Here is a 12856-nt window from a genome sequence, read left to right as displayed (position 1 = left end):
GCCTGTCCTGGCGGAGTGGGTGCCGGGAAGGGGAGCCACTAGGAGATCACCACCTTGACGATGCCGGTGAGGGCGAGCTGGGCGAGCGCGAGCGGGACAAGGACGATCCAGGCGAAGCGCATCAGCTGGTCCTCACGCAGCCGCGGATAGGTGACACGCAGCCAGATCACTACGAAGGCGAGGGCGAATGTCTTCAGCAGGGTCCACAACCAGCCGAGGTCCGCCGAGAGCGGGCCGTGCCAGCCACCGAGGAAGAGCACGGTGGTGAGCGCGCAGAGAACGAGGATGCCCGCGTACTCGGAAAGGAGGAACAGCGCGAAGCGCAGGCCGGTGTACTCGGTGTAGGCCCCGAAGATGATCTCGGAGTCGGCCACCGGCATGTCGAACGGCGGCCGCTGCAGCTCCGCCAGCCCTGCCGTGAAGAACACGAAGCCGCCGACGATCTGCCACGGAACCCACCACCACTGGAAGGCGCCGACGATACCGGGCAGCGACACCGTGCCCGCCGCCATGGCCACCGAGGCCGCCGCGAGCACCATCGGCAGCTCGTACGCCAGCAGCTGGGCCGCGGTACGGATTCCACCGAGGAGGGAGAACTTGTTAGCGGAGGCCCAACCGGCCATCAGCTTGCCGAGGATCCCGATGCCCATGACCGCGAGGACGAAGAAGAGACCGGCGTCCAGGGCCTGCCCGACGAAGCCGCCCGGACCGACCGGGATGGCGATGAGTACGAAGAGGTAGGGCAGCAGGGCGATGGCCGGCGCGAGCTGGAAGATGCGGCGGTCGGCCCCGGCGGGGACGATGTCCTCCTTCTGCGCGAACTTCACCCCGTCGGCGACGAGTTGCGCCCAGCCGTGGAATCCGCCTGCGTACATGGGGCCGAGGCGTCCCTGCATGTGGGCCATGACCTTGTGCTCGGTCTGACCGATGATCAGGGGGAAGGTCAGGAAGACGGCCAGGGCGGCGACGCAGCGCAGCAGCGCTTCAAACGCGGTGATCATGCGTCGTCTCCTGTCTTGGGCGGGGCGACCTGCCAGGGCGCGTCGGGTGAGGGAGCCTCGGGGGACGGGGCGTCGGGGGAGGGAGCCTCGGGGGACGGCGGTGCGGCCGCTTCCTCGTCAGGAGTGGGTGGCGGCGGACTCGGCGGGGTCTGGCTGGCCGATCCCTGGTCGACGCTGCGGGTACGCCGCGGACGGTCCGCGCGCACCGGACGCTCCGCCGGTGCGGGCGCTGCGCCTGCGACGCCTTCGGCACCCGCGGCCGCACCCGCACCCGCACCCGCCGCCGCGCGGGCGCCACGTGTCGCGGCGCCTCGGGCGGGCCGCTCCGGGACCGGCGGGAGCGTACCGGCGAGCGGTCCCCACTCGTTGGGGTCCGGCACACCCGGTGGCAGCATCCGACGGCGTGCGGGAGTCGGGGCGCCGTCGCCAGTGCCGTGGTCGCTCTCCCCGGGCTCCTTCGCCCCGGGCCACGCTTTGGCGACCCGCGCCGCGAGGACGAACTCCTTGCGGAGCGGGTGGCCCTCGAAGCCGTCCGGGAGGAGCAGCGTCGCAAGGTGCGGGTGCCCGACGAAGTCGATGCCGAACATCTCGTGGGTCTCGCGCTCGTGCCAGCTCGCACCGGCGTAGACGCCGGTCGCGGTCGGCAGCGCGGCGGCGTCCCGCGGGATGCGGGTACGCAGCAGGATGCGACGCAGGCCCGGGGCACGGCCTGCGATAGGAGAGGCCGGAGAGGCCGGAGAGGTGGTGCGGCTTGGAGTAGCCGACGGGGTGCCCACGTGCGCGAGGTGGGCGGCGACGGAGAAGCCCTCCGCGAGCTCGTCCACTGCGCTCAGCCAGTCGAAGAAGGCCAGACCGAGGCGGTCGCGCGCGGCGGTCAGGGCCTCGATCCAGTGCTCGGCCGGGACGTCGACGGTAAGCAGCGCGAAGGCTTCCTCGGCCGTGGCCCAGGGGCCGATCGCGGCCGCGATCCCGGCGGGCGAGTCGGCGGGCGCCTCCACGACCGTTTCCGCAGCTGCCTCGGCGGGGATCCCGCCACGGGCCTGCTCAGCAGCCTGCTCACTGGCCTGCTCGGTGGCCTGGTCAGACGACGGGTCGGTGGCCTCGTCGGGGCCCCGGCCCGTGGCCTCGTCGGGGCCCCGGCCCGTGGCCTCGTCGGGGCCCTGGTCCGGGGTCTCGTCGGGTGTCTGGTCCGGGACCTGGCCCGGCGCCTGGTCGGGGCTCATCGCGCGACGCCTTCCGACGGGCCGTCGGCCGATGTGGACGGCGACGTAGGCCCGGCCACGAGCGGGCGCTTCAGCGCGGCCGCCGGAAGAGCCGCCCCCGGCACGGGGTACTGCTCGGCCAGCGACTCGTGGGCGATCTTCTCCTGCAGCTTGAGGATCCCCTGCAACAGCGCCTCGGGCCGGGGCGGGCACCCCGGCACGTACACGTCCACCGGAATGATCTGGTCGACGCCCTTGGTGACCGAGTAGGAGTCCCAGTAGGGGCCCCCGGAGTTGGAACACGCACCGAAGGAGATGACGTACTTGGGCTCGGGCATCTGCTCGTAGAGGCGCTTGATGGCAGGCGCCATCTTGTCCGTCACCGTGCCCGAGACGATCATCAGGTCAGCCTGGCGCGGTCCCGGCGCGAACGGGATGACGCCCAGCCGGATGAAGTCGTGCGTGGCCATGGACGCGGCGATGAACTCGATCGCGCAGCAGGCGAGACCGAAGTTGAAGCACCACAGGCTGTAGCGGCGTCCCCAGTTCAGGATCACCTTCACCGGGTCCGGCGCGAGCCGGGCCAGCGGACCGAGCGTGCGCGGCTCCGGGGCAGCACCAGGATGGGCGGCGTCCGGGATGCCCAGGGGCACCGGTCCTCCGGCGGTCGAGTGCGCATGCGAATGCGAATGCGAGGTCACGTCCATTCCAGGACGCCCTTCTTCCAGGCGTAGAGCAGGCCGACGGCGAGGAAGCCGATGAAGACGAACATCTCGATCAGCGTCCCCGCCCCGAACCCCGGAGCGGCGAAGACGGTGGCCCACGGGAACAGGTAGATGGCGTCCACCGCGAAGATCACGTAGAGGAAGGCGTAGACGTAGTAGCGGACCTGGGTCTGCGCCCAGCCCTCTCCCACCGGGTCCACGCCGCACTCGTAGGCCAGCAGCTTCTCCTGCGTCGGCGCGTACGGGCGCAGGAGGCGGTTGGCACCGAACGCGGACGCCACGAACAGCACCCCGACCACCGCGAGCAGTCCCACCACCGCATAGGCGTGGAAATAGCCCGTCTGCTGGGGCGCGGCCGCAGCCGCGAGTGCCTCCATGCTCGGTCGCCTCCGGTCCCGCCAGGCACCAACCAGCGCAGTGATGCCTTTACGTATCCATGACGTTCTTTACGCACGGGAGTCTAGGTCCACAGGCAGCGAGTGTGTGCATGGCACCCACCTCGCGAGATGTCCCCGCCGCCCACGGAGGTGGGGTTATCCCCCCTACGACGATGCCGACCCGCCCCATCGTCATCGGCCACCCACCCCGGCAGGCTTGGTTTCGCAGGAGACGCCCCTGTGCCGACCGGCGTAACCGAGGATGGACCCCATGCCACACGACAGCACCTGGCCCGGCTCCCGGGAGGACTCCGACCTGACGCCGGGCACGCGAACGTCGCCCGCGCGACAGGCGGAGCGGGGCCGTCCCGGCTACAACCAGCGGATGTGGCGGGAGGTCGCGTTCCTGATGACCAACCTGCCGATGGGGATCGTCGGCTTCGTCCTCACCGTCACGGCCGTCGCGCTCGGCGCGGGGCTGATCCTCACCATCGTGGGGTTCTGGGTGCTGGCCGGCGGGCTGGTCGCGATCCGCTCCTTCGGCGCGATCGAGCGCGGCCTGCTCCGGGGGCTTCTGGACGAGGACATCGCCGAGCCGCTGCCCATCGGGGCCGGTCGCGAGGGAGGCAACTTCTGGCGGCGCACGTTCGACGTCATGTCGGACGGCCTGGCGTGGCGTACCGCGCTGTATCTCTTCCTCAAGCTGCCCTGGGGCGTCCTCACCTTCGCGCTCACCCTGGTCGCGCTGATCGTGCTCTGGCCGGTGCTGCCCTGGATCACGCGCGGGCTGTCCACGGTCGACCGGCTGCTCGCCGCCTCGCTGCTCGCTCCCGCCGCGCTGACCGTACGGGTCCGCGAGCTGGAACAGGACCGGGGCACGGTCGTCGACTCCGCCGCGGCGGACCTGCGCCGGATCGAGCGCGACCTGCACGACGGCGCGCAGGCCCGGCTGGTGGCGCTGGCGATGGACCTCGGCCTGGCCAAGGAGAAGCTGACGGAGGACCCGGAGACGGCGGCGAGGATGGTCGCCGACGCCCACGGCGAGGTGAAGCTCGCCCTGCAGGAGCTGCGCGACCTGGCCCGGGGCATCCACCCTGCCGTCCTGACGGACCGCGGGCTCGACGCCGCGCTGTCTTCTGTCGCCTCGCGCTGCACCGTGCCCGGCGGCGTACGGGTCAACGCGGACCTGCCGGGCGGCGCGGACCGCGACTCGCGTCCGGACTCGGCGGTGGAGGGCATCGCCTACTTCACCGTCAGCGAGCTGCTCACCAACGTCTCCAAGCACGCGGGCGCGCGCACCGCCACGGTCGACGCCTGGCGCTCGGGCAACCAACTCATGCTGCAGGTCCGGGACGACGGCAACGGCGGGGCGACGGAGAACCCGGGCGGCGGCCTGGCGGGGTTGGCGGAGCGGATCCGGGCCGTGGACGGCGTGTTCGTCGTCGACAGCCCGGTGGGCGGTCCGACGACGGTGACGGTCGAGCTGCCGTGGCGCACGGGCAGCGGACGCTGACCTGCCCTCAACTCCTGTACCTGCTGTTTGATCACGATCGAGGTGCTGCTGCACAACCTTTCGGCATCGGGGCGGCTGCAGCGAACTGATGATCAATAAGGTGCGTCGACCCTACCTGTCGATTCGCTATGAGGTCCCCACGTGAGCACGCCCCCCTCCTTCGAGACCCACCCCGGCTACGCCGCCCAGACCCCTGCACCGCAACCGTCGAAGAAGAGCGGTTTTGCGCGGCGTATGGCGATCCGTCTCGGCGTCCTCGTCATCCTCGGCGGAGCCTGGTTCGCCTACGACTACGCCACCGGCGACCCCACCACCGCCTCGGCCGGCGACTGCGTCCACAACGCCGGGACCGACAGCAAGCCGGACGTCTCGGTGCTGGACTGCAAGGACGCCAAGGCCGACTACAAGGTGATCAAGACCATCAACGGCTCCAACATGGACGACTGCCAGGGCCTGGCCGGGCTCGACGCCGCCTACACGCAGACCAGCAGCCACGGTGACAGCCTGGTCCTCTGCCTGGCCAAGAACACCCACTGACACCGTGCCGCCGGCCCCACTCGGCTGACCCCGCTCAGGTGGGGGCGCCCGGGTGGGGCTAACCCCACCCGGAGACACCAACTCGCCCCAATGCCTTTGCCCGTCCCGCCCGGCAGGCTTGCAGACACAAGAGAGCAGGCCGGGCGAGCGAGCTGCGGAGAGCGGGAATCCATGAGTGGTACGGGTATGGCCAAGAGCGAGGCGGCGGACAGCACGAGGCATCCCTCCGAGTACGGCGCCGGGTCGAGGCAACATCCGCAACCCGGCTTCCTGGCCGCGCCGTTCACCTCCCGCACCTGGCGGGAGAGCCTGCACCTGGTGCTCAACCTGCCGATCGGCATCGTGACCTTCTCCTCCATCGTCACGATGCTGAGCCTGGGCCTCGGCCTGGTGGTGACCTTCCTGGGGATGCCGCTGCTCGCCGCCGCTCTCGTCGGGGCCCGGGCCTTCGGGGCGATGGAGCGAGCACGCGCGAACTCGGGCCTGAAGCTGAACGTCACCCCGCCCGCTCGGGTACGGCCGAGCAGCCCGGGGCTGATGGCCTGGATCGTCGCGGCGCTGAAGGACGGCACCGGCTGGCGCGGTGCGCTGTACGGCGTGCTGATGCTGCCGTTCGGCGTCCTCTCCTTCACGCTGACGGTGACGCTGTGGGCGATCGGCCTCGGCTACGGCAGCTACCCGCTGTGGCAGTGGGTGTTCCCCACCTACACGGACATGCCGGGCCTGCAGCTGTACTCCCACCACGGCCACACCGTCTACCTGAGCAGCGTGCCGCAGATCGCCGCTGTCTGCGCGGTCGGACTGATCGTGCTGTTCGTCACCCCCTGGGTGGTGCGCGGCCTGGCCACCGTGCAGCGGACGCTGGTACGCGGACTGCTGCGCTGACCGCCAGGGCCGGTCCGGCCGGTCTTCGCGGGCAGGCTCTGGGAGGGTGCTTAGCGCGTGGCGACCGTGCGGGTGTCCCGGCCGGAGCGCAGCACCGTGCCGGGCACCGCACCGCTCAGCTTGTCGTCCCTGACCGTCTCCACGCCGTTGACCCGCACGCTGACCACGCCCTCGGCCCGTGAATCGAGCCGGGGGCTGTCGCCCGGCAGGTCGTGCACGAGCGTGGCGGGACCGGCGTCGATCCGCTCGGGATCAAACAGCACCAGGTCGGCGTGGTTGCCGACGGCGACGGTGCCCCGCTCGCGCAGCCCGAACAGCGAGGCCGGGTCGGCGGTGAGCATCTGCACGGCCTGCTCCAGCGGGACGAGCTTGCGCCGCCGCAGGCAGTCGCCGAGGAAGCGGGTGGTGTACGGGGCCCCGCACATGCGGTCGAGGTGGGCGCCCGCGTCGGAGCCGCCGAGCATCACATCGGGGTGCTGCCAGGTGGAGCGGCGCAGTTCCCAACTCCCCAGGTCGTTGTCCGTGGGCATCGGCCACAGAACGGTACGCAGGTCGTCGGCGGAGCAGATCTGTACGAGAGTGGCGAACGGGTCCTGGCCACGCTCGGCGGCGATGTCGCGGACGACCCGCCCGCTCAGCCCGGCGTTCGCAGCCGAGTAGGTGTCACCTATGACATAGCGCCCGAAGTCGGCGAGGCGGCGGAAGACACCCGCCTCAGGACTGGTTGCGCGGCGCAGCATCCCCGCCCGTACGTCCGGGTCGGCGAGCCGGACGATCCGTTCGGGAACGGGCAGACCGAGGATGTCGCCCCAGCCGGGGATGAGATTGAGGGCGCAGAAGGTGCCCAGGCTCATGTTCATCGGCGTGAGGATGGGCATGGTGAGCGCGATGATCCTGCCTCCGGCGGCGCGGGCGCGCGAGGAAGCGAGAAGCTGGCGCGGGACGCGCTCGGGGACGGCGGCGTCGATGGTGAGGACGTTCCAGTTGAGGGGGCGTCCGGCAGCGACCGACATGTCCACGAGGAGGGAGATCTCCTCGTCGCTGAACTGGTCCAGGCAGCCCGCGACGATGGCCTCGATCTGCGTCCCCTCGTGCTCCCCCACGGCGCTGCTGAGCGCGATCAGTTCCTCGCGGGAGGCATGGCGGGAGGCGACGGGCTTTCCGTCACCGTCCGAGTGGGTGGAGGACTGGGTGGTGGACAGTCCCCACGCGCCCTCCGTCATCGACTGGCGCAGCAGCGTCACCATCGCTTCGAGCTGGGCGGGGCTCGCCGCGCCGCCGATGGCGTCCGGGCCCATGACGTAACGGCGCAGGGCGCAGTGGCCGACCATGAAGCCCGCGTTGACGGCGGTGTGCCCGTCCAGGGCGGCCAGGTACTCGCCGAAGGAGGACCAGCCCCAGGGGACGCCCTCCTCCAGTGCCGCCAGAGCCATTCCCTCGACCCTGCACATCATCCGGCGGGTGTAGTCGGCGTCGTCGGGACGGGCGGGGTTCAGCGGTGCCAGGGTGAACCCGCAGTTGCCGCCGGCGACGGTGGTGACGCCGTGGCCGAGGGAGGGTGTGGCGTACGGGTCCCAGAACAGCTGCGCGTCGTAGTGGGTGTGCGGGTCGACGAAGCCGGGGGTGAGCACGAGTCCGGTGGCGTCCTCGCGGGTCGCGGCGGTCTCCTCGTTGCGCCCGGCGTCGGTGACGCTGACGATCCGCCCGCCGCGCAGGCCTACGTCGGCGCTGCGGGAGGGGGCGCCGGTTCCGTCCACCAGCGTCGCGCCTTGGATGAGGTGGTCGAGCATGGTCGGTCCCTCCGGAGGAGTCGCGGCGAGCGGGCGTCAGGGGTGACGTGGTGCGGGCGTCAGGGGTGACGTGGTGCGGGCGGGTACGAGGCAGCGGGCCGCCGCCGCTCCGTACCCGCCCGGTCGTACTCCGCCAGGTTCTGCGCCTACCCCTACTGCGGACCGGCGGCCTGGCGGAAGCGGGTGGTGCGGTGCACCGGATCGGTGTCGATCTTCGGGATGACGTGCTCGCCGATCAGCTTGATGGTGGTCGCGGTGGCCTCCGGCGGGATGCCGATAGGCAGGCCGAACACCAGTTGGTCGGCCCCGGCCGACTCCCAGCGCTTGCACTGCTGCAGCACCTCGTCCGGGTCCCCGCAGATCATCAGCTCCTCCTGGACCAGGAGGTCGATGAGCTCCTCGGTGTACTCCGGGATCAGCTCCGGCCACACCGGGATGCCCTCGATGCGGGGGAAGGTGTCGTGGTAGCGGAACAGCAGCGACTGCAGGTAGTTGAGCCCGCCGGCGGCCGCGATCCGACGCGCCTCCTTGGAGGTCTCGGCGCAGATCGCCGTCGAGGTCACCATCACGTTGTCGTTGACGTACGCGCCCACGGGCTCGGCGTCGCGGATGGCGTTCTTGTAGGAGTTGACGACCCACTCCATGTCGGAGACCTTCTGCACGCTGAAGCCCAGCACGCCGAGGCCCTTGCGGGCGGCCATCTCGTACGAAGAGGGGCTGCCCGCCGCGTACCACATGGCGGGGTGTGCGGGACCGAACGGCTTGGGCAGCACCTTGCGGGGCGGCAGCGACCAGTGCTTCCCCTGGAAGCCCTGGTACTCGTCCTGGAGCCACATCTTGGGGAACTCCCCGATGGTCTCCTCCCAGATCTCCTTGGTGCCGTTCATGTCCGTGAGTTCGGGCATGAAGCCGAGGATCTCGTGGCTGCCCGCGCCGCGTCCGGTCCCGAACTCGAAGCGGCCGGCCGAGAGGTGGTCGAGCATGGCGACCCGCTCGGCGACCTTCACCGGGTGGTTGACCTTGGCGAGCGGGTTGAAGATCCCGGAGCCCAGGTGGATGCGCTCGGTGGCGTGGGTGAGGTAGCCGATGACCACGTCGTTCGCGGAGAGGTGGGAGTACTCCTCCAGGAAGTGGTGCTCGGTGACCCAGGCGTACTTGAAGCCCGCCTTGTCGGCCTGGACCACGTAGTCCATTTCCTCCATCAGGGCATGGTGCTCTGCCTGCGGGTCGACCTGGGAGCGACTCTTGGGCACATAGCCCTGGATGAAGATGCCGAACTCCATTGGTTCACCGTCCTGTCCATGTTTTCCGCGAAGTCTGGAGCCATAGAATCTGAATCTGACGACCCATCAGATATAGCCCGACTCTGACATCGGGGTGCGGACCAGTCAATAGCTGACGCACCGTCAGCCAATGGAGACGCCCGCGAGCCAGCCGCCGTCGACGATCACCGGCTGGCCGGTGATGTAGGAGGAGTCCTCCGAGCTGAGGAACAGCGCCAGCTTCGCGATCTCGTCGGGACGGCCGATCCGCCGCATCGGAACGACCTTGGCGTAGAGCTCGGCGGTGGCCTCGGCCAGCGAGGCGGCGTCCTCCGCGCTCATCACCGGCGCACCGGAGCCGCCGGCGAAGGCGTTCGCCGGGTTCGACATCGGCGTGTCCACCGCGCCAGGGCAGATCGCGTTCACCCTGATCCCCTTGGCCGCCAGCTCCAGCGCGGCCACCCTGGTCATGCTGAGGATCGCGCCCTTGGTCGCGGCGTACGAGGTCAGCAGGGCCATGCCGGTCTGCGCCGTGTACGAGGCCGTGTTGACGATGGTGCCGCCCCCCGCCTCCTCGATCACCGGCGCGGCCGCGCGCATCCCGAGGAAGCAGCCGACCTGGTTGACCCGAACCACCGCCAGGTACTCCTCCAGCGGGGTGCTGACGAGTTCGTTGAAGCGGAGGATGCCGGCGTTGTTGACCAGCCCGTCCAGCGTGCCGAACACGGACAGGGTGGTCTCGACGGCCGCCGCCCAGTCCGTCTCGCTGCTGACGTCGAGGTGCTGGTAGCGCACCCGGTCCTCGCCGAGCTGTTGGGTCAACTCCTTGGCAAGAGCCTCGCCCTGGTCGTCCAGGACGTCGGCGAGGACGAGCCGCGCCCCCTCGGCGGCGAACAGCCGCGCCTCCTGCTCGCCCTGACCCCGGGCGGCACCGGTGATCAGGATCGTACGGCCGTCAAGCTTGGGCATGAAGGGCTCCTCTTCGGGGTCTCGGGGTCTCGGGGTCCGGGGTCGCGGGGTCCGGGGACTCGGGTCCACCGTCACCGCACGAGCGGCAGGACTTCGGTGGCGACAGCCTCGAGCTGCTCCAGGTACTCCGCCAGGCTTCGGCTGCGCGGCCGCAACTGCAGGTGCGTGGCCCCCAGTTCGACGTAGGCGCGGAGCAGCTCGGCGAGGCGCTCGGGCTTGCCGGTGACGGTTCGCGAGCCGGTGTCCCAGCCCGGTTCGCCGACGAAGAGCGTCGGGGGGATGACGTTCACCGCGAAGGGTCCGCCCCGACCGGCCTGCTCCCGGGCGGAGCGGATCAGCTCCAGCTGCGCGGGCAGCGACGCCAGCGAGTCGCCCTGCGACAGCCAGCCCTCGCCGAGGGTGGCCGCGCGGCGCACCGCGCGCGGCGAGGAACCGCCGACCCACAGCGGTGGACGGGGGCGCTGCACCGGGCGGGGGCTCAGCGCCAGGCCCGTGAAGGGGAAGCGCGGGCCTTCGTGCGTCGGGTACTCGTCGCGCAGCGCGACGTCCAGGGCCTGCAGCGTCTCGTCGAGGATCGCCCCGCGCCGGTGGAAGTCCACCCCGAGCACGGCGAACTCCTCGGGGACGTGCCCCGCGCCCACGCCGAGGACCAGCCGGCCGCCGCTGAGCAGGTCCAGCGTGGCGTACTGCTTCGCCGACAGCAGCGGATGCCGCAGCGGGGCCACGGCGACATGCGAGAGCAGCCGGGTGCGGGTGGTGAGCGCGGCCAGCCAGGCGAGCGTGGACACCGGGTCGTACCAGGTCGCGCCCATCGGCCCGGCGAGGCGGCGGGGGATCGCTACGTGGTCGCAGCAGGCGACGTATGCGTAGCCGAGTCGGTCGGCGGCCTGCGCGGCCTGGGCGAGTTCGGCGGGGCCTGCCTCGGTCTCCCAGGGCTCGACGTAGATCGTGCTCTGCGACTGCACGGGAAGCTGGACACCGAACTCGGGCCCAACGGTCCCGGGCGCGGCGGCCTCTGCCACAGCGGCCTCTGCCACAGCGGTCTCTGTCACAGCGGTCTCTCTCACAGCGGTCTCTCTCACAGCGGTCTCGGGCGCGGCGTTCTGAGGCACGGCGTTCTCGGGCGCGGCGTTCTCAGGCACTGGCCGACCCCTTCCACAGCCCCTCCGGCGTGAGGTCCAGCAGTTTGATGGCGTTGCCGCGCACCAGTTGCTCGACCACGTCGGCCTCCAGGTGGCCCATCTGCGACTCGGCGACCTCGCGGCTCCTGGGCCAGGTCGAGTCCGAGTGGGGATAGTCCGTCTCGTAGAGGACGTTCGCCGCCCCGATAGCGTCCAGGTTCCGGACGCCGTGCGGGTCGTCGAAGAAGCACCCGTAGATGTGCTCGGCGAACAGCTCGCTGGGGCGGGTCAGCACCTTGTCGGCGACCCCGCCCCAGGCCGCGTTCTCCTCCCACACCACGTCGGCGCGGGCCAGGATGTAGGGGATCCAGCCGATCTGGCCCTCCGCGTACATGATCTTCAAGCCCGGGAAACGGTCGAACTTCCCCGACATGAGCCAGTCCACCATCGAGAAGCAGCAGTTGGCGAAGGTGATGGTCGACCCCACGGCCGGCGGCGCGTCCGCCGAGGTGGAGGGCATCCGCGACGATGAGCCGATGTGCATGGCGATGACCGTGCCGGTCTCCTCGCAGGCACGCAGGAACGGGTCCCAGGCGTCCGTGTGGATGCTCGGCAGGCCCAGGTGCGGGGGTATCTCGCTGAAGCAGACCGCCCGAACGCCCCGCGCGGCACTGCGGCGCACCTCCGCCGCGGCCAGCTCCGCGTCCCACAGCGGCACGATGGCCAGCGGGATCATGCGTCCCCGCGCCGACGGACCGCACCACTCCTCGACCATCCAGTCGTTGTACGCGCGCACGCACAGCAACCCGAGGTCGTGGTCCTTGGCCTCGGTGAAGGTCTGCCCGCAGAAGCGCGGGAAGGTCGGGAAGCACAGGGCCGACTGGACATGGTTGACATCCATGTCCTCCAGCCGCTCGGGTATCGAGAACGACCCGGGCCGCATCTGCTGGTACGTGATCGCCTCCAGCCGCACCTCCTCCCTGGGGTAGCCGACGGCGGTGTCAAGCCTGGTGAGCGGGCGGCGCAGATCCTCGTACACCCACCAGTCGGCGAGCGGTCCGTCGCTACCGGGCTCGCCCATCCGCGGGGCGAAGCGGCCCCCGACGAAGGTCATCTCGGCGAGCGGGGCGCGCACGATGCGCGGGCCGACCTCGTGGTACTTGGCGGGCAGGCGGTCCTGCCAGACGTGCGGCGGCTCGACGGTGTGGTCGTCCACCGAAATGATCCAGGGGAAGCTCTCCATGTCCGCCAGGCTAGCGCCGATCTGACGATCCGTCAGGAGTCGCGTCGGCAGCACTCCAGCTCGGGCGGATCCGCGTCCGCCGGTGTCCCTGTCCGCTCGTGTCCGCGTCCGCGCTGGTGCCCTCGTCCGCAGATGGAAGTGCCCCGCCGCTCCGAGGAGCAGCGGGGCACTTCCCCTCCCCGCGCGGATAGGCAGCGCGCACGCGGGGAGGCGGGGCAGAAAAGTCGGGAC

12 protein-coding genes are annotated in these 12856 nt (G+C 70.8%); 3 read left to right on the top strand and 9 right to left on the bottom strand.

Going from position 1 to position 12856, the window contains the following annotated elements; translation table 11 throughout:
* Positions 1–38: 38 nt before the first annotated feature.
* From ABIA33_RS01335 to ABIA33_RS01320, 4 genes are read right to left on the bottom strand one after another with little or no spacing between them, the layout of a single operon-like run.
* Positions 39–1001, bottom strand: coding sequence for an NADH-quinone oxidoreductase subunit H (locus tag ABIA33_RS01335; RefSeq protein ID WP_370075963.1), 963 nt, complete (start codon positions 999–1001; stop codon positions 39–41).
* A complete protein-coding gene (locus ABIA33_RS01330) occupies positions 998–2224 on the bottom strand; it encodes an NADH-quinone oxidoreductase subunit C (RefSeq protein WP_370075961.1) in 1227 nt (408 codons plus the stop codon). Before ABIA33_RS01330 ends, ABIA33_RS01335 begins: the two co-directional genes overlap by 4 nt.
* Positions 2221–2910, bottom strand: coding sequence for an NADH-quinone oxidoreductase subunit B (locus tag ABIA33_RS01325; protein WP_370075959.1), 690 nt, complete (start codon positions 2908–2910; stop codon positions 2221–2223). The genes ABIA33_RS01330 and ABIA33_RS01325 overlap by 4 nt, the downstream gene beginning before the upstream one ends.
* The gene (locus ABIA33_RS01320) at positions 2901–3305 is read right to left on the bottom strand and encodes an NADH-quinone oxidoreductase subunit A (RefSeq protein WP_370075957.1); all 405 of its coding nucleotides are present in this window, start codon (positions 3303–3305) and stop codon (positions 2901–2903) included. Before ABIA33_RS01320 ends, ABIA33_RS01325 begins: the two co-directional genes overlap by 10 nt.
* A gap of 271 nt (positions 3306–3576) precedes the next feature.
* Here ABIA33_RS01320 and ABIA33_RS01315 point away from each other — a divergent pair, with 271 nt between their 5' ends.
* From ABIA33_RS01315 to ABIA33_RS01305, 3 genes are all read left to right on the top strand, one after another.
* Positions 3577–4818, top strand: a complete 1242-nt coding sequence (locus ABIA33_RS01315) for a sensor histidine kinase (protein ID WP_370075955.1) — start codon at positions 3577–3579, stop codon at positions 4816–4818.
* 141 nt (positions 4819–4959) lie between these two features.
* Positions 4960–5355: a hypothetical protein gene (locus ABIA33_RS01310; protein ID WP_370075953.1), complete on the top strand. Its 396-nt coding sequence runs from the start codon at positions 4960–4962 to the stop codon at positions 5353–5355.
* Between the two features lie 171 nt (positions 5356–5526).
* A complete protein-coding gene (locus ABIA33_RS01305; RefSeq protein ID WP_370075951.1) occupies positions 5527–6240 on the top strand; it encodes a sensor domain-containing protein in 714 nt (237 codons plus the stop codon).
* 50 nt (positions 6241–6290) lie between these two features.
* Here ABIA33_RS01305 and ABIA33_RS01300 read toward each other — a convergent pair whose 3' ends face one another.
* From ABIA33_RS01300 to ABIA33_RS01280, 5 genes are all read right to left on the bottom strand, one after another.
* On the bottom strand, positions 6291–8030 hold the full coding sequence (locus ABIA33_RS01300; RefSeq protein ID WP_370075949.1) for an amidohydrolase family protein: 1740 nt from the start codon (positions 8028–8030) through the stop codon (positions 6291–6293).
* A 152-nt stretch (positions 8031–8182) separates the two neighbouring features.
* Positions 8183–9313, bottom strand: a complete 1131-nt coding sequence (locus tag ABIA33_RS01295; protein WP_370075947.1) for an LLM class flavin-dependent oxidoreductase — start codon at positions 9311–9313, stop codon at positions 8183–8185.
* A 123-nt stretch (positions 9314–9436) separates the two neighbouring features.
* Entirely contained in the window at positions 9437–10261 is an 825-nt protein-coding gene (locus ABIA33_RS01290) for an SDR family NAD(P)-dependent oxidoreductase (RefSeq protein ID WP_370075945.1), read from the bottom strand.
* Positions 10262–10332: 71 nt separating this feature from the next.
* Complete coding sequence (locus ABIA33_RS01285; RefSeq protein ID WP_370076234.1) at positions 10333–11283, bottom strand: TIGR03619 family F420-dependent LLM class oxidoreductase; 951 nt, start codon at positions 11281–11283, stop codon at positions 10333–10335.
* 112 nt (positions 11284–11395) lie between these two features.
* Positions 11396–12625, bottom strand: coding sequence for an amidohydrolase family protein (locus ABIA33_RS01280; protein WP_370075943.1), 1230 nt, complete (start codon positions 12623–12625; stop codon positions 11396–11398).
* Positions 12626–12856 lie beyond the last annotated feature (231 nt).

It is taken from the genome of Streptacidiphilus sp. MAP12-16, assembly GCF_041262165.1.
Taxonomy (GTDB): Bacteria; Actinomycetota; Actinomycetes; order Streptomycetales; family Streptomycetaceae; genus Streptacidiphilus.
This window is presented reverse-complemented; position numbering and strand designations above follow the sequence as displayed.

What these genes read in the sequence shown, in the direction of transcription:
- ABIA33_RS01335 (WP_370075963.1), bottom strand. Translation starts at nt 1,001, where the DNA reads ATGATCACCGCGTTTGAAGCGCTGCTGCGCTGCGTCGCCGCCCTGGCC.
- ABIA33_RS01330 (WP_370075961.1), bottom strand. Translation starts at nt 2,224, where the DNA reads ATGAGCCCCGACCAGGCGCCGGGCCAGGTCCCGGACCAGACACCCGAC.
- ABIA33_RS01325 (WP_370075959.1), bottom strand. Translation starts at nt 2,910, where the DNA reads ATGGACGTGACCTCGCATTCGCATTCGCATGCGCACTCGACCGCCGGA.
- ABIA33_RS01320 (WP_370075957.1), bottom strand. Translation starts at nt 3,305, where the DNA reads ATGGAGGCACTCGCGGCTGCGGCCGCGCCCCAGCAGACGGGCTATTTC.
- ABIA33_RS01315 (WP_370075955.1), top strand. Translation starts at nt 3,577, where the DNA reads ATGCCACACGACAGCACCTGGCCCGGCTCCCGGGAGGACTCCGACCTG.
- ABIA33_RS01305 (WP_370075951.1), top strand. Translation starts at nt 5,527, where the DNA reads ATGAGTGGTACGGGTATGGCCAAGAGCGAGGCGGCGGACAGCACGAGG.
- ABIA33_RS01300 (WP_370075949.1), bottom strand. Translation starts at nt 8,030, where the DNA reads ATGCTCGACCACCTCATCCAAGGCGCGACGCTGGTGGACGGAACCGGC.
- ABIA33_RS01295 (WP_370075947.1), bottom strand. Translation starts at nt 9,313, where the DNA reads ATGGAGTTCGGCATCTTCATCCAGGGCTATGTGCCCAAGAGTCGCTCC.
- ABIA33_RS01290 (WP_370075945.1), bottom strand. Translation starts at nt 10,261, where the DNA reads ATGCCCAAGCTTGACGGCCGTACGATCCTGATCACCGGTGCCGCCCGG.
- ABIA33_RS01280 (WP_370075943.1), bottom strand. Translation starts at nt 12,625, where the DNA reads ATGGAGAGCTTCCCCTGGATCATTTCGGTGGACGACCACACCGTCGAG.